This is a genomic window from Bifidobacterium sp. UTCIF-39 (assembly GCF_006408715.1).
Lineage (GTDB): Bacteria > Actinomycetota > Actinomycetes > Actinomycetales > Bifidobacteriaceae > Galliscardovia > Galliscardovia tissieri.
This window is the reverse complement of the sequence record NZ_JEOG01000001.1, coordinates 55630-80059: the sequence shown is the minus strand read 5'-3', so window position 1 is coordinate 80059 and position 24430 is coordinate 55630. Positions and strand designations below refer to the sequence as shown.

The 24430-nt window shown below is 63.0% G+C and carries 18 protein-coding genes; all 18 read right to left on the bottom strand.

Annotated elements, in window-relative coordinates:
* Positions 1-29: 29 nt before the first annotated feature.
* The 18 genes from rplU to clpB all read right to left on the bottom strand — a co-directional run bounded on the left by rplU (position 30) and on the right by clpB (position 24178).
* Positions 30-338 carry a 50S ribosomal protein L21 gene (gene rplU, locus EP30_RS00310; RefSeq protein ID WP_094662169.1) on the bottom strand — a complete coding sequence of 103 codons (309 nt, stop codon included), beginning with the start codon at positions 336-338 and terminating at the stop codon, positions 30-32.
* A gap of 277 nt (positions 339-615) precedes the next feature.
* A complete protein-coding gene (locus EP30_RS00305) occupies positions 616-3564 on the bottom strand; it encodes an Rne/Rng family ribonuclease (RefSeq protein WP_140555146.1) in 2949 nt (982 codons plus the stop codon).
* Positions 3565-3833: 269 nt separating this feature from the next.
* Complete coding sequence (gene dapE / locus EP30_RS00300) at positions 3834-5045, bottom strand: succinyl-diaminopimelate desuccinylase (RefSeq protein WP_140555144.1); 1212 nt, start codon at positions 5043-5045, stop codon at positions 3834-3836.
* Positions 5046-5315: 270 nt separating this feature from the next.
* Positions 5316-6140: a ribonuclease HII gene (locus tag EP30_RS00295; RefSeq protein WP_140555141.1), complete on the bottom strand. Its 825-nt coding sequence runs from the start codon at positions 6138-6140 to the stop codon at positions 5316-5318.
* Positions 6140-6796, bottom strand: coding sequence for a signal peptidase I (gene lepB / locus EP30_RS00290; protein WP_169713041.1), 657 nt, complete (start codon positions 6794-6796; stop codon positions 6140-6142). Before lepB ends, EP30_RS00295 begins: the two co-directional genes overlap by 1 nt.
* Positions 6797-6964: 168 nt before the next feature.
* Entirely contained in the window at positions 6965-7336 is a 372-nt protein-coding gene (gene rplS, locus EP30_RS00285; protein ID WP_094662163.1) for a 50S ribosomal protein L19, read from the bottom strand.
* A gap of 605 nt (positions 7337-7941) precedes the next feature.
* Entirely contained in the window at positions 7942-9564 is a 1623-nt protein-coding gene (locus EP30_RS00280) for an NAD(P)/FAD-dependent oxidoreductase (protein WP_140555139.1), read from the bottom strand.
* 233 nt (positions 9565-9797) lie between these two features.
* Complete coding sequence (locus EP30_RS00275; protein ID WP_094662160.1) at positions 9798-10112, bottom strand: DUF2469 domain-containing protein; 315 nt, start codon at positions 10110-10112, stop codon at positions 9798-9800.
* Entirely contained in the window at positions 10109-11059 is a 951-nt protein-coding gene (locus tag EP30_RS00270) for a GNAT family N-acetyltransferase (protein WP_375137724.1), read from the bottom strand. The genes EP30_RS00275 and EP30_RS00270 overlap by 4 nt, the downstream gene beginning before the upstream one ends.
* Positions 11060-11421: 362 nt before the next feature.
* A complete protein-coding gene (gatB, locus tag EP30_RS00265; RefSeq protein ID WP_140555135.1) occupies positions 11422-12921 on the bottom strand; it encodes an Asp-tRNA(Asn)/Glu-tRNA(Gln) amidotransferase subunit GatB in 1500 nt (499 codons plus the stop codon).
* 21 nt (positions 12922-12942) lie between these two features.
* Positions 12943-14475 (bottom strand): Asp-tRNA(Asn)/Glu-tRNA(Gln) amidotransferase subunit GatA, encoded by a 1533-nt coding sequence (gatA, locus tag EP30_RS00260; RefSeq protein ID WP_140555132.1) that lies wholly within the window; start codon positions 14473-14475, stop codon positions 12943-12945.
* Between the two features lie 21 nt (positions 14476-14496).
* Complete coding sequence (gatC, locus tag EP30_RS00255) at positions 14497-14787, bottom strand: Asp-tRNA(Asn)/Glu-tRNA(Gln) amidotransferase subunit GatC (protein WP_093960607.1); 291 nt, start codon at positions 14785-14787, stop codon at positions 14497-14499.
* Positions 14788-14902: 115 nt separating this feature from the next.
* Positions 14903-15997 carry an ABC transporter permease subunit gene (locus EP30_RS00250; RefSeq protein WP_181160716.1) on the bottom strand — a complete coding sequence of 365 codons (1095 nt, stop codon included), beginning with the start codon at positions 15995-15997 and terminating at the stop codon, positions 14903-14905.
* 95 nt (positions 15998-16092) lie between these two features.
* A complete protein-coding gene (locus EP30_RS00245; protein ID WP_140555128.1) occupies positions 16093-17103 on the bottom strand; it encodes an ATP-binding cassette domain-containing protein in 1011 nt (336 codons plus the stop codon).
* A gap of 100 nt (positions 17104-17203) precedes the next feature.
* On the bottom strand, positions 17204-18022 hold the full coding sequence (locus EP30_RS00240) for a TrmH family RNA methyltransferase (protein ID WP_140555126.1): 819 nt from the start codon (positions 18020-18022) through the stop codon (positions 17204-17206).
* Entirely contained in the window at positions 18019-18741 is a 723-nt protein-coding gene (locus EP30_RS00235) for an orotate phosphoribosyltransferase (protein WP_258185277.1), read from the bottom strand. The genes EP30_RS00240 and EP30_RS00235 overlap by 4 nt, the downstream gene beginning before the upstream one ends.
* A gap of 301 nt (positions 18742-19042) precedes the next feature.
* Positions 19043-20977, bottom strand: coding sequence for an InlB B-repeat-containing protein (locus EP30_RS00230; RefSeq protein ID WP_181160715.1), 1935 nt, complete (start codon positions 20975-20977; stop codon positions 19043-19045).
* A 531-nt stretch (positions 20978-21508) separates the two neighbouring features.
* The gene (gene clpB / locus EP30_RS00225; RefSeq protein WP_140555121.1) at positions 21509-24178 is read right to left on the bottom strand and encodes an ATP-dependent chaperone ClpB; all 2670 of its coding nucleotides are present in this window, start codon (positions 24176-24178) and stop codon (positions 21509-21511) included.
* Between the last annotated feature and the right edge of the window lie 252 nt (positions 24179-24430).

Here is a 24430-nt window from a genome sequence, read left to right as displayed (position 1 = left end):
AATAAACGCTTGGAAGCCTAAAAAGAAGCTCAGGCGATCGAGGTGATCTTCACCACGCTCAGCGGCTGACGGTGGCCCTTGCGGCGAGCAACACCGGTCTTGTTCTTGAACTTCTGGATGTTGATCTTCGGACCCTTGGCCTCATCGTCGATGACTTCACCCTTGACGGTGATCTGAGCCAGATCCTTGGAAGCGACGGTCACGTTGGCACCGTCGACGAACAGGGCGACGGGGAACTCCACCGTCTCACCCTTCTTAGCAGCGAGACGGTTGACGATGATCTCGTCGCCGACCTCGACCTTTTCCTGATGGCCGCCGGCCTTAACAATAGCGTACATAGCCCTACCTTGCCTGTATTTGCCTGTCAATAAAGCTGTTTGTCGTCTAGCAAACACGCCCCACAAACAGGCATAGCTAGACACCGACTGTCTAATTTACACAACACGCCCGACTTTCGCAACTTCGTCGTGCGTTTCCTGAGTTTTTTCCAATTCTTCAGCGGCTGTACAACCAACCCGTACCGGACCGGACAGTCCAGTGGACTGTCCGTAGGTGAGGGGCACATCCCGCCAAGGGATGTGCCGGCGGCTGCACCAACCTTAGAAACCAAGAACGTTACTCTTTAGCATCCTCCGCCGCAGCCTGTGCAGCCGCCGCAATCTGCGCCAGCTTCGCCTTCACGTCGGGAGTGGAGCCCTTGGGCAGGGCCGGGTCCTCCTTGGGTTTGGCGATCGTGGTGCCCTGGTTGTGCTTGTTCGTCTTGATGAACGGGTCACCTCCCTTGAGCGCATACGGATCGTCGTACGACGCCGACACGATCGGCTCGTCGTGCAGGATGAACCCGCGGCCCTTGCAGGTGGGGCACTCCTCGGAGAACGCCTCGACCAGACCCTGGCCAACGCGCTTGCGGGTCATCTGCACCAGACCGAGCGAGGTGACCTCGGCCACCTGGTGCTTGGTGCGGTCGCGTGCCAGGCATTCGACGAGTCGACGCAGCACGAGGTCGCGGTTGGCGGGCATTACCATGTCCACGTAGTCGATCATGATCATGCCGCCGATGTCGCGCAGACGCAGCTGACGGGCGATCTCCTCGCTGGCCTCCAGATTGCATCGGGTGACGGTCTCCTCAAGCGACTTGCCCTTGCCGATGAATCGGCCGGTGTTCACGTCGATCGTGGTCATGGCCTCGGTGCGGTCGATGACGAGCGAACCGCCGGACGGCAGGTACACCTTGCGTTCCATGCCCTTGCGCAGCTGGCTGTCGATGCGCCACTGGTCGAACACGTCACGGCCGTTGTGCTCCTCCGGATCCCACTTCTCGAGCTTGTCCTGCAGGTCGGGGGCCATGGTCTCGAGGTATTCGCGAATACGCTCGTACACCTTGTCGCCTTCCACGACGAGCTTGTTGAAGTCGTCGTTGAAGATGTCGCGCACCACGCGGATCGCCACGTCGGGCTCGCCCTGCAGCAGCTTGGGACGCTTGGAGTTGCGGGCCTTCTTCTCGGCCTCCTGCACGTGCTCCCACTGGTGGGTGAGTGTCTCCAGATCCTTTTCGATGGCCTCCTTGGACGCGCCCTCGGCGGCCGTGCGGATGATCACGCCCATCTCGCTCGGCGCGATCTTGGACACGATGGACTTCAGGCGCGCACGCTCACGTTCGGGCAGCTTGCGGCTCACGCCGGTCATGCCGCCGGACGGCACGAGCACCAGGAAGCGGCCGGCGAGCGTGACCTGCGAGGTCAGTCGTGCGCCCTTGTGGCCGATCGGATCCTTGGTGACCTGCACGAGCACCGGATCGCCGGACTTGAACGCCAGTTCGATGCGGCGCGGCTGACCGTCGAGGCGTGTGGTGTCCCAGTTGACCTCGCCGGCGTACAGCACGCCGTTGCGCGGCTGGCCGATGTCGACGAACGCGGCCTCCATGCTCGGCAGCACGTTCTGTACGCGGCCGAGATAGATGTTGCCGACGGTCGACACCTCCTGAATGTCGGACACGTAGTGCTCCACCAGAATGGAGTCCTCGATCACGGAGATCTGGGTGTGCTTTTCCTTCTCGCGCACCACCATGAGACGGTTCACGTTCTCACGACGGGCGAGGAAGTCCTGCTCGAGCAGCGTGGACTGACGGGAGCGGTCACGACGGTTGTCGCGTCGACGCTGCTTCTTGGCCTCGAGTCGCGTGGATCCCTCGATGTCGGTGATCTCGTCGATGTACTGCTGCTTGCGGCTGCGACGGATGCGCGGCTCCTCATGCACTTCGGCATCGCCCTTGGCGCGACGGCGACGACGGCGACGGGTGACGGTGCCGTCCTCCTCGTCCTCCTCACGATCGCGGTCACGCTCACGCTCATGTTCGCCCACGCGTTCCGCCACGGCGCTTGCGGCGCGTTCGCGACGTGCGTGCTGCGATTCGCCGTCCGTGTTTTCAGATCCGCGGCGACGACGGCGACGGGATCGGGTTTCGCCGGCGCTCTCCTCGTTGTCGTCGGACGATCCGGATTCCACGTCGATCGGCGAATACGAGATCTCGTCGTATTCGAGATCCTGTTCGATCTGTTCCACTTCGGCGGCCGCGCGGCGTTCCTGCGCGTTGAGACGACGGGAACGACGGGTGCGGCGGGATTCGCCGGATTCGTCATCGGCGTCACGACGGTCATGATCACGGACGTCATGATCATCGGCACGATCCTCACGGACGTCACGATCACGATCGCCGTCGACATGACGGGACTGTCCGTCACGGCTCTCCTCATGGTCACGATCGGCACGACGGCGACGACGGCGACGGGTGAGGGTCGGCTCCTCGGCGCTGCGATCGTTCTCAACGTCACGATTATCGCGATCACGATCACGATCGTCATGATCGACGTCGTCAGCGACCGGCTCGACGGGGCGCACGGTCGGCAGCACAGGTTCGCGGAACAGCAGCGAAGTCATCGGACGCGCGGCGTGGCCGGAGACCTTCGGCTCGGACGACTCATGCGACGAAAACTCGGGCAGATCGGCGCTGCGCTTGGTGGAGCCCCGACGGATCTCATGTAGATCGGCCTCGATCCCCTTGTCGGTGAACAGTTCGTCGGCGAGCGCCTTGATGCGCGCCTTACGTTCGTGATCGGCGCCGGCGGCAGCGGACTCGGACTTGGTCGCACGACGACGGGTGCGCGTACGGGTAACGGGCGCGTTCTCGGCGGTGGACGATTCCGTGGTCGTCGCGGTCGGGGCGGCGGGAGCGACACCAGTGTTCTCGGTCTCTGCGGCGGCGGCCTGATCGGCGATCTGATCGTCGTTCTTGGCCGTGGATTCGATCTTCACCTGCAGCTTGGCACCAGCGGCACCGGCGGCACGGACCACGCGACGGCCGCCGCGACGGCGACGGGGTGCGGGCGTGGGCGCCGCAACGGGCACAGGGGCAGAGGTCGCCGAAGCGGATTCCTCATGTGCCGTATTCTCGTTAGGCTCACCGGCGATCACCTGCGAGGCGATATCGGCGATATTGGCAGTATTGTCTGCGGCGGCGTCAACGCCGTCGTGATGTTCAGTTGTCACGATTCTCCTTGAAGGCATGCTGCATCACGCCTTGTTCCACCCTGTGTCAGTCTGTCAACACCGCACTCTCACTACGGCCGCGTACGAACACGCCACTGCACAGGCACTTCAAAAGTCTTCATTTACGAGGAACGGACACCGTCGCTTCCGGCGCGTCAAGTGGGTGCCCATGCGCCGCGGAAGGGGATCGACGTTCATCGTACATCGGTGGTATGCAGAACCACCATCGTTAAGTATGGCACAAACTGCCGGACAGCGTGTCCGAATAGCTGCCCGGCAGTACGTCTTCAGCGACGCAGCCAATCCTCGAGAATGTCCGCCAGGGTGATGAGCTGGGATTCGGGAACCTGCTCGTCATGCTTGTGCGCGAGCAGCGGGTCGCCGGCACCCAGATTCACGGCGGGGATGCCGAGTTGGGAGAAGCGCGCCACGTCGGTCCATCCGAGCTTGGCGAGCGGTTCGCGGCCGGTGCGTTCACGGACGAGCGAGGCCAGCGACTGCGCAAGCGGCGTGTCCATGCCGGGGCGGGCGGACGGCGATTCGTCCTTCATCTCGATGCCGAAGCCTTCGAACACGCCGGCGGTGGCCGTGTGTTCGCCGTTGCCGAGTTCCGCGCCGGCGTCCGCGCCGATCATCAGCGCCTTGGCCTCGGCGAGCGTCTTGTCGGGGGCGAACCGGTAGTTCACGTGGATGCGGCACTCGTCGGGGATCACGTTGGTGCCCTTGCCGCCGCTGATCAGCGTGGCGTTGAGTCCCTCGCGGTAGTCGAGTCCGTCCACGGTCACGGTGGCGGGTTCATAGGCGTTGAGCCGGTTGAGCACTTCGGCCGCCTTATGGATGGCGTTGCTGCCCATCCACGCACGGGCGGAATGCGCGGCCACGCCGTGGCAGATCACGTCGAAGCGGATCGTGCCGTTGCAGCCGCCCTCGATGCCGCAGCTGGTGGGTTCGCCGATGATCGCGAAGTCGCCGCGCACCCATTCTGGATGGGTTTCCACAACCTTGCGCAGACCGTTCTTCGACGCCTCCACTTCCTCGTGGTCGTAGAAGATGTAGGTCAGATCGTAGTTGGTGGCGGCTTCGGTGAGCGTGGCGGCAAGATAGAGCATCACCGCGTCGGACGGCTTCATGTCCGTGGCGCCGCGACCCCACAGCACGCGCTCGCCGGGGTTGTGTTCGTTGATTTCGGCGCGGATGAGCGGGTCTCCGGGCTGCAGCCATCGCGGCGGGAAGTTGTCGATCACCGGCACGGTGTCGATGTGTCCGGCCAGCAGCACGCGCTGGGGTTTGCCGAATTCCGTGGAGGCGATCACCGTGTCGCCGTGGCGGTGCACGGTGAGGTGTGGCAGGGCGGTCAGGTAGTGTTCCACGGCGTCGGCGAGCGGACCTTCGTCGTCGCTCACCGAATACTCGTTCATGATCTGTTCCAACAACGTGTTGAGTGCCTCGTCACGGGAGGCGTTCGCATCGAATCCAAGCGCAATCGTCATAGGTCCCATGGTAACGGCACTGACACACGACTTCCGTATTCGTCCCGAGTGCGAGCAGGTGCGGCAACTGCCAAATCACCCCACACCAGCCACCCAGATCTTAGTGTGATCACACTAACCAAACCACACCGGACCTCAGCAACCCCACACTTAATGTGATCACACTACCGTGTGCGGGTATGTGCGAATCAGATTAGTGTTCAGCCCAGCACAGACGTCCATCAACACAGGTGCCCATCACCACAGCCGTCCATCAACACAGACGATCAACACAGCCTATCAACACAGGTGCCAGGTGGTGCGATGATACTCGGTCGGACCGTGCTTGGCGATGGCGGCGCGATGCGGCACCGAACCGTATCCTTTGTTGCTGGACCAGCCGTACGCCTCATACTCCGGATGCGCCGCGGCCAGATCCTCGATCAGATGGTCGCGCGTTACCTTGGCGATCACCGCCGCGGCAGCCACACTGGCGCACTGACGATCGCCCTTGACCACGGTGGTCATGGCGATCGGCTTGAGCAGTTCCGGCGCATCAAACGAATTGACCACCGGCGTGATGTAGTCGCTCGGACCGTCAAGAATTCCCGCCACACGCAGCTCGTCGGCCTTGAGTCGCACACCGGGCTCCTCACCGCCGATATCGCCGATCGTGCCATGCCATGCGGGCGATATGCCCTGACGACTCACGGCCTTGGCCACGGCGGCGCCCACGCCCAGATCGGTGTGATCGCCGGTGGTCAGCAGCGTCTCGATTTCGTTGAGCGCGCGCACGGCGGCCACGCCCAGCGCGTATACGATGCCCCACTCGTCGATCTCGCGAGCGCTCACCGATCCCACAGCCCATGCGGCGGACCAGGTCTTGAGCGGTTCGAGCAGCGATTGCCGACGGACTTCGGTGAGCATTTTGGAATCGGCCACGCCTGTGGGAACGGTCCATTCGTCGATGTCGCGCGCGAGCAATGCCGCAGCGCCGACCATGGCGGGCCCGGCGAGGGATCCGCGGCCCACTTCATCGAATCCGACGATCAGTGAATAGCGTTTGCCCGCCAGCGTTTTTTCACGATCAAGCGTGGGTGCCGGACGCGGAACGACGGTGGCCATTATTTCGCTCCTTCCACTCCCCCGACGTTGGCGAAGGCGTCATCGGGTCTGTTCAATGTGCTCCAGTGCGAGATCGGCCAATAGATGGCGAACGCCACGCCCTGCACGTCGTTCACCGGTACCAGACCGTGATCACCATCGCCTTGGTGGACGCGCGAATCGGCGGAATTGGAACGATTATCGCCCATCACGAACAGATGATCGGCGGTGACGGTCACGGAGAATGCGTAGTCGCTGGGGTTCACGCCGTCGCGGATGAATGCGGAATCGTCGATCGCGTGTCCGTTGACGGTGACGGGCTGACCGGCTCCGGCACAGGCCACGGTGTCGCCGGGCAGACCGATCACTCGTTTGATCAGCAGATTGCTTTTGGTGGTTTCGCCCAGCCAGTTGTTCGGATCCTTGAAGATCACGATGTCGCCACGTTTGATCTCGAAGAACCGTGGTGTGAGTTTGCTGGCGACGACGCGGTCGCCGACCTGCAGTGTGGTGGCCATCGACGCGGAGGGAATCTCGTATACGCCGATGACGAACAGACGAAGAAACAGTACGATGACGAGTGGAATGCCGGCCCAGACGATCAGATCACGCAACGTCATGCGCTCGGGATCCGCGGAGGAATCCGAAGGTGTCTGAGGTGCCTGGTTGACGGTCATAGGTGATTTCCCCTCGTCGAAGTACGAACAGCTGTTCAGATTCTACCGCGCCCGTTCCTGTTCTGTATGGGTTCCGTACGGTGAGGCGATTTGAGTATGCAAAGGCCCGGGCCTCTTTCGAGACACCGGGCCTGATGCTGCTACGCGCTACGCGAGAAGAGCCTGAAATCAGTCGGCCTTCTGGGTGTTGTCGCGACGCTCGACGATACGAGCGGCCTTGCCGCGCAGGGAGCGCAGGTAGTACAGCTTGGCGCGACGCACCTTGCCCTTGCGGACCAGCTCGATGGAGTCGATGATCGGGGAGTGCAGCGGGAAGCGACGCTCCACACCGACGCCGAAGCTGATCTTGCGGACCACGAAGGTCTCACGCACACCGGCACCCTGACGAGCGATGACCACGCCCTGGAACGCCTGAATACGGGAGTTGTTGCCTTCCTTGATGTTCACGTTCACCTTGACGGTGTCGCCGGGACGGAAAGCCGGGATGGAATCGGCCGGCTTCAGGTGCTTGGCGTCGAACGCTTCGATGGCATTAACCATGATGTTTCCTCCATTGCCGCCGCATATCAGCGCAAGTCGGGGAAGACGGGCCGCGGTTCGCGCCGCTGGCTTGTCCTCCAAAATTCGGTATCCCGTCGGGTCTGCCCTCGGGGAGCGTGCCGATCCGATCGCTAGGGTCTGGACCTATTGAGACGTGAATCTATGCGGCAATCCGCGTCTCGGCACAACTCTTCAAGTATACGCGCCACCAGGACGACATGGTCATTCCATCCGGTTCGCGATCCTTATACCCGCCTTACACCCGGTTTTCGTAATCATTCCACTCGGAAATCCGGCCACACCGCCTTTCCTCTTCTCCAAGCCAGCCCCAGCAATCCGATCTTCCTCTGTTTGGGTCAAACCGGGTCATGAACACCGGCTCTGGGTATAACCGTGTCACGAACACCCTCTGTTTCGCCGCTAACCTACCCGGTTATACCCAGATATCCGGTAATACCCAGAACGGGAGTCCGGTAATACCCAGAACGGTCATATCAATTCACCGTCTCCGAATGCGGAAATGCCCGGACATCGACTCATATCGACGACCGGGCATCTGTCGGACCATATTCCCCTACGGTTCCATACCGTCCTACTTCACCGCCCTACTTCTCTTCGTGGTAGGACTTTTCGGTGTTCACGTTCCACACGTTGCGCTTGGAGGTGCGGCCGGACTTGATGTTGCCGACGGCCTCGATGGCGGTGCCCATGGAGTGATCCATGTTGTTGTAGTGGTGCTGACCGTTACGGCCGACGCAGTAGAGGTTGCCGAAGGAGTCGAGGTATTCGACGAGCTCGTCCATCTGGGCATAGGTGTCGAAGTAGGCGGGGTAGGCCTTCTTGACCTTCTCGCGATGGGTGTCGAGCACGTCGTTGGAGCTGGCGATGATCTTCATGCGGACCATCTCGTTAATGGCGAACTTGATGCATTCGTCTTCGGACATGTTCCAGAAACGGTCGCCCTCATCGCAGAAGTATTCGAGACCGATCCAGACGGTGTCGTCGACGTCCTGCACCAGGTAGGGGCTCCAGTTGTTGAAGACCTGGATACGACCGACGGTGAAGCCGGGGTCCTGAACGTAGATCCAGCAGTCGGGCACGATGGGCGGGTTGCCGAGGGTGGGGATGCTGGTGGTGTTGCGCAGACGGAGTCGCTTGACGAGCAGACCGACGGTGACAAAGTCGCGGTACGGCAGTCCGTTGGCGATGTGCTTCATGTCGGCGGGCACGACGGCGGCCGTGGCGGCCGGCTCGGCGGATTCGTCCTTGGTGGCGGCGTCGAGGGCGTTGACCAGATCCTTGACGGGCATGGAGGAGATGAACTGGTCGGCGGTCAGCTCGGTGCGATTGCCTTCGGAGTCGGCGTAGACGACGGAGGCGATGCGACCGGCATCCTGACGAATCTCCACGACGGTGGCGTCGGTGAGGACGCGCACACCGTTCTGCTCGCAGTTGCGCTCAACGGTCTCCCACAGCTGGCCGGGACCGTACTTGGGGTACCAGAACTCCTCGATCAGGGAGGTTTCGACCTCCTTGTTGCTGCGCTTCTTGGGAAGCAGCTTGGAGAAGGCGTTCTTGAGCACGCCGAGAATGGAAAGGCCCTTGACGCGCTGGGCACCCCAGTCGGCGGAGATCTGGGAGGGGTGACGTCCCCACAGCTTCTCCGTATAGCCCTCGAAGAACATGGAGTAGAGCTTGCGGCCGAAGCGGTTGATGTAGAAGTTTTCAAGGTTGTCTTCCGGCAGCTTGTGGAAGATCGACTTGAGATAGCTGAAACCGGCCTGCATGGTGACGACGAAGCCCATGGCCTTGAAGGTGGCTGGCTTCAGGGAGATCGGGTAGTCGAAGAATCGGCCGCCGTAGAAGATGCGGGAGACGCGGTGACGCTTGAGCATCACGGCGTCGGTGACCTCGGGATCGGGGCCGCCGGGCTCGAGGTCGTGGTGACGGCCGAGCTTCTTGTCGTCGTAGCTGGGGGCACCCTGCAGGGGCAGGACGTTCTTCCACCAGTCCATGATGCGATCGTCCTTGGAGAAGAAACGGTGGCCGCCGATGTCCATGCGGTTGCCATTGTGCTTCACGGTGCGGGAGATGCCGCCGAATTCGCGGCTGGCCTCCAGCACGGTCACGTCGTAGTTTGCGGAGCCTCCGTCCTTGACGAGTTCCCAGGCCGCGGTCAGGCCGGCCGGGCCACCGCCGATGATCACAACCGACTTCTTTTCTGCCACGTCATACTCCCTTACAGATGCGTTTTCGTGGTGCCTGCTCATGCAGGTGATGCAATCTCGTGCGTTCGCGCACAAACAAAAGCGGCACCACTCTACTGCAATCCCCGGAGACGAACCGCACATCGGGGATGTGCACACACATTCTTTGCGCGTTCTTTCCCCTCCGGATACGCAACACGCCAGAACCCGGGAATGGGTCCTGGCGTGCGGTAGTCAGACGGTCAGCCGGTCAATCAGCTGATGTCGTCAGGAATGTCGATATCGGTTTTCTGAACCTCCTCGACGTTCACATCCTTGAACGTGACGATGCGGACGTTGGTCACGAATCGGCTGGGACGATACACGTCCCACACCCATGCGTCGGTGAGCTGCACGTCGAAGTACACGTCCTGCCCGGCCGAGCGCACGTTGAAATCCACCTTGTTGGCCAGATAGAAGCGTCGTTCGGTCTCCACCACGTAGGTGAACAGCTTGATCACATCGCGGTATTCGCGATACAACGCCAGTTCCGCATCGGTCTCGTAGTTGTCGAGATCTTCAGCGCTCATTTATCACTCCCTCGCGAACGGTTGCCCAGATTACGCCACCAGGCGCGCTTCGACCGTTCGGCTCCTTCTTCGTCGCGGTTGGAGTACGGCCACATGGTCTGTTCGTCACTCTTGGCCTTGCTGCTGCCGCTCCCACCGCGCTTGGTCTTGTCATCGTCATCCTCGCCACCCAGAATCAGATTGGCGAGCCCGCTCATCATACCGTTCTCTTCACGACGTTCGGCATCGGTCTCGCCCTTGCCGTCACGATTGATCTCGATGGCGAGCGAGTGTTCGCGTGCGGCCAGCGCCTCGCGCACGCCCGGGTTGTCTTCGATCAGGTGCATGCCGAATGCGTCGAGCGAACGGATCGGATCGTATTCGTCGACGAGCGTGCCGAGGACGATCTGGTCCTGGTATCGCTGGTTGGCGTCATCCCACAGCGCGTGGCGGGACGTGCCCTCCACCATGAATCCGAGCGACTGGTAGACGCTCAGCGAGCGCGTGTTCTTTTCCGGAACGGCCACCCAGATGCGGTGCAGTCCGAGTCCGGCCGGTTCGGGTGCGAAGCCATAGGTCATGACGCGCGGCATGGCGTCACGAGAGTATCCGCGACCGCGGTAGTCCTTGCCGAGCATCACCTGGATGCGGGCGGATTTGGCCCAGCTGTCGATGTCGATCAGGAAGATCATGCCGATGACCTTGCTGCGGTCTTCGAGATCGTCGTCGTCGATGTTGGAGTCGGCGAGTACCGACCATGCGATGGTGCGACGGGATTCCGGATCGCCGACGCCGGATTCGGCCGGCGACTGTCCCAGACCCCATGCCACGGAACGACCGACCCATGTGTGGACTAGGGCGCGTTCCGCCTGTTCGTCCTTGCCGGTAATGCCCGAGGCATTGTAGAACGCCTGCAGTTCGTCCATCTGGACCAGATCATCGATGGTCGCGGGACGCAGCTGCACCATCTCGCCCTTGATTTCCGGGATGTCGAGACGGTCCGGAAGGGTGCGTCCGACCTTCGCTTCGGCGATGGCCTCGGCGTCGGCGTACTGATCGGTGTTCACTGTATCTGACATTGGTCGCTTTCTCATCGGTTATCGTCGTCGTCTGCCTGCGTTCAGTCGTCTGCCTACGTTCCTGCATCGAGGCGCGTCGAGGCGCTGTTCCGTCCACAATGACAGATTCCCCGCGTATAGGATACACGGGGAATCTATGCCATGGTAGCGAGTCGTGACTTTTTCACAGTCACTTCTCAGGTTGGGATAACCGAACCTTCAGCTCGACGGTTGTCTTGTCGAGAACGGCACTCGGCCTTGTTCGCGACTGCTCAGCCCTTGACCTTGGCCATGACGATCTTGGTGACCGCCTTGGCGTCGGCCTGACCGCGGGTAGCCTTCATCACGGCGCCGATGATCACGCCCATCGGCTTCATGTTGCCGCTCTTGAGCTTCTCGGCCACATCCGGGTTGGCGGCGAGCGCCTCGTCGACGGCGGACTCGATGGCGCCCGTGTCCTCGACGATCTTGTAGCCGTGCTTCTTGACGACCTCGTCGGGCGTGCCCTCACCGGCGAGCACGCCGGCGACGGTCTGCTTGGCGAGCTTGTCGTTGAGCTTGCCGGAGGCGATGAGCTTCTCCACTTCGGCCACGTCGGCCGGGGTGATCGGCAGCTCTTCGAGGCTGACTTCCTTCTTGTTGGCTTCGCGGCTCAGCTCGCCCAGCCACCACTTGCGGGCACCGGCGGCCTTGGCTCCGGCCTTCACGGTCTCCTCGATCAGGTCGAGGGCGTCGGCGTTGATGATGTCACGCATCTGCAGGTCGGAAAGTTCCCATTCCTTCTGCAGGCGGTTGCGGCGCTCGCGCGGCATCTCCGGCATCTCGGCGGCGATCTCGGCGATGTGCTCCTTGGTGATGTGCAGCATCACGAGGTCGGGGTCCGGGAAGTAGCGGTAGTCGTCGGCGTCGGTCTTCAGTCGTCCGCCGGCGGTGGTCTGCGTGGACTCGTCCCAGTGACGGGTCTCCTGCAGGATCTCCTTGCCCTCGTCGAGGCGGGCGGCCTGACGACGGATCTCGTACGTGATGGTCTTCTCGATGCCGCGGAACGAGTTGACGTTCTTGGTTTCGGAACGAGTGCCGTACGGGTCGGACGGGCTCGGACGCAGCGACACGTTCACGTCGGCGCGCATGTTGCCCTGCTCCATGCGGGCGTGGCTGATGTTGAGGGCGCGCACGATGTCGCGCAGCGTACGCATGTAGGCACCGGCGATCTCGGCGGCGCGGTCGCCCACGCCTTCGATCGGCTTGGTGACGATCTCGATCAGCGGCACGCCGGCGCGGTTGTAGTCGACCAACGAGTGGTCGGCGCCTTCGATACGGCCGTCGGCACCACCGATGTGGGTGTTCTTGCCGGCGTCGTCCTCAATGTGCGCACGCTCGATCGGCACGCGGAAGACGCTGCCGTCGTCGAGTTCCACGTCGAGGTAGCCGTTGCCGTTGGTCGGCTTGTCGTACTGGGAGATCTGGTAGTCGCGCGGCATGTCCGGGTAGAAGTAGTTCTTGCGGGCGAACTGGCTCCATTCGGCGATCTCGCAGTGCAGGGCGAGACCGAGCTTGATGGCGTAGTCCACGGCGGTCTTGTTGATCACCGGGAGGCTGCCGGGCAGGCCCAAGGAGACCGGGGTCAGCTGGGTGTTGGGCTCGCCGCCGAATTCGATGTGGGCGGGGCAGAACAGCTTGGTGTTCGTGCTCAGCTCAACGTGGGTTTCCAGACCGATGACCGGATCGTACTTCTTGACGGCCTCGGAGAATTTCATGAGTTTTTCTGCCATTATCTGCTCCTATGCGCGCTTTCAGTCGGCCAGCCAGGGGGTGTTGAGCTTGTTCCAGATCGGGCCGCCCCACTGGTTCTCCAGCGCGGCTTCGAGGGCTGCGGCCGGCTTGTACATCTTCTCGTCCTGCATCTGCGGGGCGAAGAACTGGAAGCCGACGGGCATGCCGTCGTCGCCGAGGCCGGCGGGGATGCTCATGGCCGGGACGCCGCCCATGTTGGCGGGGATGGTGGTGACGTCGCCCAGGTACATGGTGATCGGGTCGGCGGTCTTCTCACCGAACTTGAACGCGGTGGTCGGGGCGGTCGGAGACACGAGCACGTCGACCTTCTCGAATGCGTTGCGGAAGTCCTCGATCACGAGGGTGCGCACCTTCTGGGCGCTGCCGTACCAGGCGTCGTAGTAGCCGGCGGACAGGGCGTAGGTGCCGAGGATGATACGGCGCTTGACCTCGTCGCCGAAGCCGGCCTCACGCGTGTAGGCCATCATGTTGGCGGCGGTCTGCGGCACGTCGGCCGGCGGCATGACGCGCAGGCCGTAGCGCATGCCATCGTAGCGGGCCAGGTTGGAGCTCACCTCGGACGGCATGATGATGTAGTAGGCACCCAGAGCGGCCGGGAAGTGGGGGCAGGAGACCTCGACGACCTCGGCGCCCATGCCTTCGAGCAGCTTGACGGCCTCGTTGAAGCGGGCCTCGACGTCGGCCTGGAAGCCGTCGCCGGACAGTTCCTTGACCAGACCGATCTTCATGCCGGTCAGGTCCATCTTCTGGCCTTCGCGGGCGGCGGCAACCACCGGCGGCACCTCGCGCGGAATGGAGGTGGAGTCACGCTTGTCGTGTCCGCCGATCACCTCGTGCAGCAGGGCGGAGTCGAGCACGGTACGGGAGACCGGACCGATCTGGTCGAGCGAGGAGGCCATGGCGATGGCACCGAAACGGCTCACACCACCGTAGGTGGGCTTCACGCCGACGGTGCCGGTGAAGGCGCCGGGCTGACGGATGGAGCCACCGGTGTCGGTGCCGAGTGCGATCGGGGCCTCGAACGCGCCGACGGCGGAGGCGGAACCACCACCGGAGCCACCGGGCACGTGCTCGGCGTTCCACGGGTTCTTGGTGGTCTTGAACGCGGAGTGCTCGGTGGAGGAGCCCTGCGCGAACTCATCGAGGTTGGTCTTGCCGAGGATCGGCATGCCGGCGGCCTTGATCTTGGAGATCACGGTGGCGTCGTACGGGGGAATCCAGCCTTCGAGGATCTTGGAGGCGGCGGTGGTCTCGATGCCCTTGGTCACGATCATGTCCTTGATCGCGATCGGCACGCCGGCCAGTTCGGGCAGCCCCTCGGTCTCGCCCTTGGCGTTCTTGGCGTCGAAGGCGTCGGCCTCGGCGAGCGCGGATTCGGAGGCCACCTTGAGGAAGGCGTCGACGGTGGGCTCGGCCTTGTCGATCACGGCAAGATGGGCTTCGGTCAGTTCGCGGCTGGAGACTTCCTTGGCCTTGAGCTTGGCCGCCATCTCGGCGGCGGACAGCTTCACCAGTTCGGTTGCGTTAGTCATGAGGTTTCGTTTCTCCCCTTGTTATTCCTGGATGCGCGGGGCCACGAACATGCCGGCCTCGGTCTTGGGACCGCCGGCAAGGGCTTCGGCCTGGGTCAGCGGGGTTTCGGCCACGTCGGGACGCAGGTAGGCCTCGAGCGGGACCGGGTTGGCGGTGGGCTGCACGTCGGGGCCGGCCACCTTCTGCACTTCGTTGATGGAGTCGGCGATGACGTTCAGTTCGCCCTGAAGTCGGGTGATTTCCTCGTCGGTGAGCGCAATTCGGGCGAGATCGCCCAAATGCACGATTTCTTCACGTGAAAAAGTAGGCATGCCCTTCACTATAAGTGCCGTATGTGACACGCGGAAGGCATGTTCCGAACGTTGCCAAGCCGGTCTGGAACCATATCGGACACCGAGCCTTCCGTACCTTCCACGCCTTCCACGCCTACTTGATGTCGGCGCGCCTGACGACGAGGGCGCCGACGACGACGGATATCACGGTCCAGCCCACGAGCACGAGGAGGCTCTGCCACCAGTTGGGCACGAAGTAGTCGTAGCTGACGGCGCTCAGGGTCGGTGATGTGGCGTTCATCTGCAGGAACCGGTCGATGCTGCTGCCGGGCATGAACGCGGCGATGGTGCCCACCCATTTGAATTCCTTGGCCATGACCGACACGATCGTCAGGATGTTCGGCAGGATCGTCAGGATGGCGATGTAGCCGAACAGCGCGCCGGGCGTGCTGCGGCAGATCGCGCCCACGCCGAACGCCATCAGCGCCATGAGCACCAGAACCGCGGCGCCGCCGAACAGCGAGACCCATGGCAAACGCCATTCGCGGCCGGACAGCTGCGTAATCGACCAGTCGTTCGACATGATCGACACGACCGCCCATGAGATCATCAGTCCGGCGAGCGCCACGATGAATACGGTCACCGATACGGCGATGATCTTGGCCGTGATCATGGTCAGGCGTTTCGGATTGGCGGTGAGCGTGGCTTGAATGGATTTGGTCGAGTATTCCGAGGTGATGGCGAGCACGCCGAAGATGCCGGTCACGATGGCCACGGTGGACACGAAGCCGGAGACGGAGATCCACAGGTCCACCACGTCGACCGGATTGGGGGTGTCGAGCGGCTTGGCGGTCTGGGGGTCCACGCCCATCGACCAGTGGATGGTCCATGCGTTCATGGCCGCGCCCGCGGGCAGCAGTATGAGGGTGATGCCCAGCAGCCAGTAGGTGGAGGCGAGCGCGAAGAGTCGGACGAATTCGCCGCGGATGCAGCCCCACAGGCTCAGACGGCCGTTGGGCACGCGGCTGGGTTGGGTGCGGCGTGCGCGCGGACGTCTGCGGGATGCGTTTCCGGATTCGGTTCGGGACGGCTGGGCTCCGGATTGCCGGGCTCCGGATTGCCGGTGTGGCGGTGTCGGCGGCTGCGCTGAAGCGACGGGCCTGTTCGTACCGGTCGTTCCAATCGGATTCGTCGTTCCAATCGGATTCGTCATGCCAATCGGATTCGTCATGCCAATCGGATTCGTCATGTCAGCCGGATTCGTCATTCCAACGGATGCGATCGGCTCAACCGGTGCAACAGGCTCGACCGGCCGTGAGTGCCGTCCTCGTCGTGGTGCAGCCATCAGATTTCCCTCCCCCGTTCACGATGATCATCGTTCGTGCCGTCGTTCGTCGTTGTCGATTGCGCGGCCTGTCCCGGCAGCGTCGACCGGTATTCGGCACTCGCGTGCGTGAGTTCCATATACGCGTCCTCAAGCGATCCGCGTTCCTGCACGAACTGATAGACCACGGTCTGCGTATGGGCGAGCGTCTGCGCGACCGTCTCCAATGGCGCTCCGGTCACACGGACCGCGTACCCGCTCGGCGGATCGTTTTCCTTGCGTTCGACGAGTTCCACACGCGTTCCGGGCACCGTCGCCGTCAGGACGTTGCGCACGCGTTCGGGATCAGGCGTGACGATGCGGATGCCGTGGCCGGAATGCTGACGGACGAAGTCGGCGACGCTGACCTGCTGCAGGATGCGTCCCTGTCCGATGATCACCAGATCGTCGGCGGTCAGCGCCACCTCACTCATCAGATGCGAGCTGAGCAGCACGGCGCGTCCTTGGGCCGCGTAGTAGCGGCAGAGTTCGCGAACCCATTTGACGCCTTCCGGGTCGAGGCCGTTGATCGGTTCGTCAAGGATGAGATTGTATGGGTCGCCAAGCAGTGCGGCGGCGATGGACAGCCGCTGGCTCATGCCCAGTGAGTAGCTGCCGGCCTTGCGCTTCTTTACGCTGTCGATGCCGGTCAGGGCGATCACTTCGTCCACGCGGGCCTTGGGAATGCCGTTGGTCAGGGCGAGGGATCGCAGATGCGCGTAGGCGCTGATGCCTTTGTGCGCGGACCGGGCGTCGAGCACCGCGCCGACCGCGCGCATGGGTGATGACAGTTTGCTGTATGGCCGGCCGTCGATGAGCGCTCGACCGGAGTCGGGATGGATCAGGCCGAGCATGGCCTTCATGGTGGTGGATTTGCCGGCGCCGTTGGGTCCGAGGAATCCGGTGACACGGCCGTTCTTCGCGGTGAAGGAGATCTGATCCACGGCCTTCTTCCCCCTGAACGCCTTGGAAAGCTTCTCTATCTCTAACATGATTCCAGCCTACCCGTTCGTCCCCTCGATGCAATCCGCCACGGGAATGATCCCGGCCCGTCGTGGGAATGCGACGGACCGGGATCGGTGTTCGACCGCTCTATACGGCGTTCGTGGCGATACGCGCGTGCTGGGCGATCCACGCATGCATGGATACCGCTGCCGCCGCACCGGCGTTGATGGATCGCACGGATCCGAACTGGGAGATGTACACCACATCGTCGGCCAGTTCGAGGGCCTTCTCGCTCAGCCCCGGACCTTCCGCGCCGAACAGCAGCAGGCAGTGCCTCGGGAACCGGTAGGTTTCCATCGGCACCGCACCGGGGATGATATCCATGGCGATGATGCGGGCGGCGTTGAGATCGTCGACTTCGGACTGCCAGTACGCGGTGCCCTGATAGTCGGCTCGGCGGGCGGCCTCGGCGGCGTTGTGTTCGGTCGCGGCGACGGCTGCGGCGATGCGACGATGCCAGTCGGCCACCAGATCGGCGATGGTGGGGTGATGTTCGATGTGCTGGTAAAGCTCGGTCATCAGCGCGCCCTTGCGGTTCCACTTATGCGGTCCCACGATGTGCACGCGGGCGGCGGCGAACGCATTGGCGGTACGGACCATCGATCCGATGTTGAAGTCATGCGTCCAGTTTTCGATGGCCACTTCGAACGGGTGTCGTCCACGCGCGTCCAGATCGGCCTTGATGGCGGGCACGCTCCAGTAACGGTAGCGGTCGAGCACGTTACGACGGTCGCCGTTGTTCAGCAGTTCGGTGTCGTAGCGCGGATCGTAGTTGGCTGGATCGCCGAGATCGTCGGGACGCGGACGGTCGGGATGTGTTTCCGCCCATGGCCCCACGCCCACTTCGCGGAAGGTCGGTTCGCCGGATTCCATGGCCGCCTTGGTGATCGGGTTGGGCTCCCTCATGCCTCGGCGGTCTCCTCGGGGTCGGCGTTATCGTCGGCGGGAGCGGCCGGTACGTGATCGCGCAGTTCGCTCTCCTTGAACACCTCGATGAACGGCAGTTCGCTTTCCTCGCCGGTCACCGGGTTGATCACGTCGATCTTCGGTTCGGTCATGTCCACACCGCCGATCAGCGAAGCGACGGCGAGGATCGTGGCACCCTCATGCTCCACGATGCCGAAATCAAGACTCAGCTCGTTGCCGTTGCGCAGGGTCACCAGCGACGACGTCTGCACATAGGACTTCTCGCTCAGCCATGAATCAAGCAGGATCACGCGCTTGCCCTTGATGCTCGGTCCCTTGACGCCCGGGTAGACGAAGTCCATTACGAATGCGTCGAGATCCTGACCGCGGGACGCGGCGGCGGCGACCATCGCGCAGGCCAGTGGCACCGCAGCGGCGGTGAGCGCGCCCACGGCATCGAAGTCGTCAAGGCCGTAGCCCTGTTCCTCGAGCGTATCGAGCAGCGTGTGGCCGATGAGTCCATTGCCCTGATGATCGAGCGCTACGGAGGTCAGCTCGCTGAACGGCTTGTCGGATACTTCCTTTTCCAGCATGCGACGCAGCAGATCCTTGGCGTCGAAGAAATCGTCGGCCAATCCGAATGCGTCTGCGGCGGGCTTGTCGTCGCGCACGTCGGGAGTGCCGGTCTTGCGGAATCCCGCGGAATTCTGTTCACTCATGCTCCCACCTTATCCCCAGCCTTATCCCGGGACTGTGGAGAACACTGCGGAAAACCGCGCGGGAAACGCCGCAGGAAATCATGACGAACAGCCAGGACGAAAAAGTCCCGCGCCTCGTCGAAACGAGACGCGGGACCGTGACGGGTCACGCGAGGAGGAGCAGTGGCCCGTCGTCACTTGCAAGTGGGCGGTCGAAACCGCCGCGGACCACTATACCCGCCGCATACCCCCGATGACGGCGGCGGTCAGGGAGGTGAACCGCACGCCACCGTCATCGACGGGGTTGACGCTCGCAGCGCACTCAGGCGCGCTTGCGCAGAGCAAGGCCAGCGGCAGCAAGGAGCACCACCACAACGGCCACGCCACCGACGGCGGCACCGGTCGTAGCCAGCTTCTTCTTGGCCTCGGCCTTCTTGGTGGTCTCGACCTTCTTCTTAGTGGAGTCCGTCTTGTTCTCGGCCTTCTGGGCCGGGGTCAGGGTGGAGGCCGGAACGACCTTGGTCCACTGGGCGACGAGCTTGTACACGTTGCCGTCCACGACGTCAGTCTTGATCAGGGCCTTGCCGTCCTTGTCGGTGCCGGTCTCGGCGTAGACCCAGCCCTTGAGCTTGTAGCCGTCACGGACCAGGGTGTTGGCATCGGGCAGCTTGTCGAGGATGGTCTCACCCTTGCCGAGCTGCACGGAGAAGTCACCGACCTCACCGTTGATGTTGCCACCATTGGTGTTGTACACCACATTGAACTGCTCCACCTGCATACCCGGATCCACGTCGGTCGGCTCCCAACGGGCGAGCAGCTTGTAGACGTCGGTGCTTGCGGTGTCGGAGGCCTGCACGGAGTCGCCGTCCAGCTTGGTGCCGGTCTCGGCGTAGACCCAGCCCTTGAGCACGTAGCCGTCGCGCTTGAGCGTGTCGGCGGTCGGCAGCTTGTCGAGGATGGTGTCGCCCTTGGCAACCTGGACGGAGAAGTCACCGACCTCACCGTTGATGTTGCCGCCATTGGTGTTGTACACCACGTTGAACTGCTCCACCTGCATGCCCGGATCCACGTCGGTCGGCTCCCAACGGGCCACGACCTTGTAGAGGTCGCCGGTGACCTTGTCGGTCTTCGTGACGGCGTTGCCGTCCAGCTTGGTGCCGGTCTCGGCGTAGGTCCAGCCCTTGAGGGTGAATCCGTCGCGCTTGAGCGTGTCGGCGGTCGGCAGCTTGTCGAGCAGGGTCTCGTCCTTCTTCACCTGAAGCTGGAAGTCGCCGACCTCGCCATTGATGTTGCCGCCATTGGTACTGTAGACCACGGTGTAGCGCACGGGCTGCTTGGTCCACTGGGCGTACACCTGGGTGTCGGCGGAGATGACGTCGGTGGCGGCGACGATGGACTTGCCGTCCTTGTCGGTGCTCCAGCCCTTGAAGACGTAGCCGTCGCGGACAACGGTCGGCACGACGGACAGCACGGTCTGATTCTGGCCGACGGTGGTCTGCAGGTCGCCGGCCTGGCCGGCGAACTCGCCGCCCTGGATCGTGCCGCCGTTGGTGGACACGGTCAGGGTGAAGGTCTTCACGCTGGCACCCGGATCGACGTCAACGGCCTTCCACTGGGCGTACACCTCGGTGTTGGCGGAGATGAAGTCGGAGTCGAGCACCTTGCTCTTGCCTGCCTTGTCGTACGTCCAACCGACGAACTCATGATCGAGACGCGAGACCTTCGGCAGCTTGCTCACGAACTTGGAGCCGTTGGTCACGGTGAAGGACGTGTCGCCCTGATGGCCCTTGTCGGCACCGGACTGGAAAGTGCCGCCGTTGGCGTGCACGGTGACGACGAAGGTCTTGGCCGGCTGGGGGGCGTCCTTGAGCACAGCGTCAAGGATGGCGCCGCCGGGCAGCCCCTCGGCGTTGGCGGCGAACTCGGGTTCGCTGAGCTTGGCGCCGGTGTTGATCTTCGCACCGTTGAGCGTCCAGCCGGAGATGACCTTGCCGGACGGAACGTTGAACGAGCCCTTGACCGCGGCCACGGCCTGGGCGACGGTGGAGTCGCAGGTCAGGTTGCCGACGCCGGTGCCGGCCTGAACAACATAGCCATTGACGCGGAAATTCACACTGCAGCTTGTAGCGGGCTGACTCTGCGATTCAGTCGTCTTGGCGGTATCATCGGCCGCCAACGCGCTCGTAGCGGGGACAAGGCTCACCAGCATCGCTGCGGCAAGCACGCCTCCGAGCGTCTTCTTCTTCCAATTTCGCATGATCGCGAAACCTCCAATAAACATCATCGTCTTTGCAATATCACTGATGGGAAGCACACAGCCTTGTGCACCATCTAGTACTACCCTTACACCCCCTAACGAGACATTGCAAGGCGACCGCTGAGGTTACATATAGGAAAATCCTAGAGAAAAACCAAGAAAAGGCTTGAAAATCAACACTCCCGGATCACCGATGACCGCGACACGCCCAAATCGTTGATATATCAACGATATTATGGCATGTTTTGGCAACAAACGAACATATTCGAACATATTGTGTGGCGTATCACATCAACACAATATACGTAGATCGGATGCATAAACTACACCAGTCTGACACTTTTCCTATAACGGGGGTATAGCACATAATGATACCCCCTTATGACGTGATCGCTCTCATGCGGTCATGTCGATTCGAGAACCCTCGGAAACGACGATGGGCCGGGCCCCTCTACGGGAAACCCGGCCCATCGCCTATATGCGCATGAGACGGAACCGTTGCGGACGGCTACGGAACGCGTCCGGACCGAATCAGTCGGCCTCGATGTGGTCGACGCTCACGTCGGGGTCGTCCTCGGCATGGCCGGCCAGCGGATCCTCCGGCATGGCCGTGAGCTCAAGGTGCTCACCGCCGGTCTGGTCCACCAGCACGGTGTCGCCATCGTGCACCTTGCCGCCGAGCAGCATACGGGCCAGCTGGTCGCCGACCTCGGTCTGCACCAGACGACGCAGCGGACGGGCACCGTACGCCGGATCGTAGCCGGTATCGGCCAGCCACTCGCGGGCGGCGTCGGTCACGTCGAGCGTGATCCTGCGGTCGGTCAGGCGCGACGCCACCTGCTTGACCTGAATGTCCACGATGCCGCCGAGCTCGTCGCGGGTGAGCGGATGGAAGATCACCAGCTCATCGAGACGGTTCACGAACTCCGGCTTGAAGTTCGCGTGCACGGCGTCCATCACGGCCTTGCGCTTGGCGTCCTCGTCGAGATCCTGCGACACCAGGAACTGCGAGCCGAGGTTCGACGTCATGATCAGGATCGTGTTCTTGAAGTCCACGGTCCTGCCCTGACCGTCGGTCAGACGACCGTCGTCGAGCACCTGCAGCAGCACGTCGAACACTTCGGGGTTGGCCTTCTCGACCTCATCGAACAGCACCACCGAGTACGGACGACGACGCACGGCCTCGGTCAGCTGACCGCCCTCCTCATAGCCCACGTAACCCGGGGCCGCGCCGATCAGACGGCTCACGGACGCCTTCTCCATGTACTCGGACATGTCGATGCGGACCATGGCCTTCTCATCGTCGAACAGGAAGTCGGCGAGCGCCTTGGCAAGCTCGGTCTTGCCCACGCCGGTGGGGCCGAGGAACAGGAACGAGCCGGTCGGGCGGTTCGGGTCGCTGATTCCGGCACGCGAGCGGCGCACGGCGTCGGACACGGCCTGAATGGCTTCCTTCTGGCCGATCACGCGCTTGCCGAGGTAGTCCTCCATGTGGAGGAGCTTCTCGTTCTCGCCCTGCATCAGGCGGCCGACGGGGATGCCGGTCCAGTCGGCGACGATTTCGGCCACGGAGTCGGCGTCCACATGGTCGGGGACCATCGGCTCGGGCTTGTTGTCGCCGGCCTCGGTGTCTTCGGCGTCGGCCTTCTCGGCGGCGGACAGCTGCTTCTGGATCGCAGGGATCTCGCCGTACAGGATGCGGCTCGCCTCGGCGAGGTTGCCCTCGCGGGTGAACTTGTCGGCCTCCACGCGCTTGGCGTCGAGCCGGGCGCGCAGATCACCGACCTTGTTGTGACCGGCCTTCTCCGCATCCCAACGGGCCTTGAGTCCGCTCAGCTTCTCGCGGGTGTCGGCCAGATCGGCCTGCAGCTTGCCCAGGCGCTCCTTGGACGCGGGGTCCTCAGCCTTCTTGAGCTGCATCTCCTCCATTTCGAGACGCGTGACCTTGCGCTGCAGCTCATCGATCTCCTCGGGCTGCGAGTCGAGCTCCATGCGCAGGTGCGCAGCCGCCTCATCCACCAGATCGATGGCCTTGTCGGGGAGCTGACGTCCGGAGATGTAGCGGTTCGACAATGTGGCGGCGGCCACGAGCGCGTCGTCACCGATCGTCACCTTGTGGTGCGCCTCGTAGCGCTGCTTGAGGCCACGAAGGATCGCCACCGTGTCCTCCACGCTGGGTTCGCCCACGTACACCTGCTGGAACCTGCGCTCCAGAGCGGGGTCCTTCTCGATGTTCTCGCGGTATTCGTCGAGCGTGGTCGCGCCGATCAGGCGAAGCTCGCCACGGGCCAGCATAGGCTTGAGCATGTTGCCCGCGTCCATGGAGCCTTCGGCCGCGCCGGCACCCACGATCGTGTGGATCTCGTCGATGAACGTGATGATCTGACCGTCGGCGTTCTTGATCTCGTCGAGCACTGCCTTCAGGCGTTCCTCGAATTCGCCACGGTACTTGCTGCCGGCCACCATCGAGCCCATGTCGAGGCTGATGAGCTTCTTGTTCTGCAGCGTGGTGGGCACGTCACCTGCCACGATGCGCTGGGCCAGTCCTTCGACGACGGCGGTCTTGCCGACGCCGGGCTCGCCGATCAGCACCGGGTTGTTCTTGGTACGACGGCTCAGGATCTGGATCACACGGCGGATCTCCTGATCACGCCCGATCACCGGGTCGAGCTTGCCGTCCTTGGCGCGGGCGGTCAGGTCGGTGGAGTACTTCTCCAGCGCCTTGTAGCTGCCTTCGGCATCCGGGCTGTCGACCTTGCGGCCGCCGCGGATCGACGGCACGGCCTTGCGCAGCGCCTCGGGCGTCACACCGGCGTTCTTCAGGATCTCAGCGGATTCGTTCGGAGCGGATGCGGCGATGCCGATGAGCAGGTGCTCGGTCGACACGTATTCGTCGCCCATCTCCTTCATTTCCTTTTCGGCCTGGGCGATCGCCGTGGTCAGCTGACGGCTGGCCTGCGGCTGCGAGGTGCTCGAGCCGCTTGCGCTCGGCAGTTTCACCAGCGCGTTGCGAGTCGCGGCACCGATCGTCTGCACGTCGCCGCCGGCGGCCTGCACGAGTCCGGGCACCACGCCGTTCTGCTGACGCAGCAGCGCGTCAAGCAGGTGCAGGGTCTCCACCTGCGCATTGCCGGCTGCAGAAGCGCTCTGAATGGCATCTCCGATGGCCTCCTGCGCCATCCTTGTGAAGTTCTGTTCCATGATGTTCCCTCCGTAATCATGTTGGCGGCGCACCGGGCGTCGCCTTCGGTTGAAGTCGTTGTCTGATACGAACAACCGGTGCCGCATTCATATTATTCCCAAAACTTGAGCCACGCCGACTCAAGTTTTTAAAAACAGTGATTTCATTCCACCATCCGGCCCCGGAAGGCGAGCGCAACACGCGATTCCTATACTCGAGCTCGTCGCATCTTCCGTCATGCCGGTCACGCCGTCGGGGAATCTGACGCAGGA

What these genes read in the sequence shown, in the direction of transcription:
- clpB (WP_140555121.1), bottom strand. Translation starts at nt 24,178, where the DNA reads ATGGAACAGAACTTCACAAGGATGGCGCAGGAGGCCATCGGAGATGCC.
- EP30_RS00295 (WP_140555141.1), bottom strand. Translation starts at nt 6,140, where the DNA reads ATGGCCACCGTCGTTCCGCGTCCGGCACCCACGCTTGATCGTGAAAAA.
- EP30_RS00270 (WP_375137724.1), bottom strand. Translation starts at nt 11,059, where the DNA reads ATGGTGCAGCTGCGTCCCGCGACCATCGATGATCTGGTCCAGATGGAC.
- lepB (WP_169713041.1), bottom strand. Translation starts at nt 6,796, where the DNA reads ATGACCGTCAACCAGGCACCTCAGACACCTTCGGATTCCTCCGCGGAT.
- EP30_RS00250 (WP_181160716.1), bottom strand. Translation starts at nt 15,997, where the DNA reads ATGACGAATCCGATTGGCATGACGAATCCGATTGGCATGACGAATCCG.
- EP30_RS00305 (WP_140555146.1), bottom strand. Translation starts at nt 3,564, where the DNA reads ATGCCTTCAAGGAGAATCGTGACAACTGAACATCACGACGGCGTTGAC.
- rplS (WP_094662163.1), bottom strand. Translation starts at nt 7,336, where the DNA reads ATGGTTAATGCCATCGAAGCGTTCGACGCCAAGCACCTGAAGCCGGCC.
- gatC (WP_093960607.1), bottom strand. Translation starts at nt 14,787, where the DNA reads ATGCCTACTTTTTCACGTGAAGAAATCGTGCATTTGGGCGATCTCGCC.
- EP30_RS00275 (WP_094662160.1), bottom strand. Translation starts at nt 10,112, where the DNA reads ATGAGCGCTGAAGATCTCGACAACTACGAGACCGATGCGGAACTGGCG.
- rplU (WP_094662169.1), bottom strand. Translation starts at nt 338, where the DNA reads ATGTACGCTATTGTTAAGGCCGGCGGCCATCAGGAAAAGGTCGAGGTC.
- EP30_RS00230 (WP_181160715.1), bottom strand. Translation starts at nt 20,977, where the DNA reads ATGCGAAATTGGAAGAAGAAGACGCTCGGAGGCGTGCTTGCCGCAGCG.
- EP30_RS00245 (WP_140555128.1), bottom strand. Translation starts at nt 17,103, where the DNA reads ATGTTAGAGATAGAGAAGCTTTCCAAGGCGTTCAGGGGGAAGAAGGCC.
- EP30_RS00235 (WP_258185277.1), bottom strand. Translation starts at nt 18,741, where the DNA reads ATGAGTGAACAGAATTCCGCGGGATTCCGCAAGACCGGCACTCCCGAC.
- gatA (WP_140555132.1), bottom strand. Translation starts at nt 14,475, where the DNA reads ATGACTAACGCAACCGAACTGGTGAAGCTGTCCGCCGCCGAGATGGCG.
- EP30_RS00240 (WP_140555126.1), bottom strand. Translation starts at nt 18,022, where the DNA reads ATGAGGGAGCCCAACCCGATCACCAAGGCGGCCATGGAATCCGGCGAA.
- gatB (WP_140555135.1), bottom strand. Translation starts at nt 12,921, where the DNA reads ATGGCAGAAAAACTCATGAAATTCTCCGAGGCCGTCAAGAAGTACGAT.
- dapE (WP_140555144.1), bottom strand. Translation starts at nt 5,045, where the DNA reads ATGGGACCTATGACGATTGCGCTTGGATTCGATGCGAACGCCTCCCGT.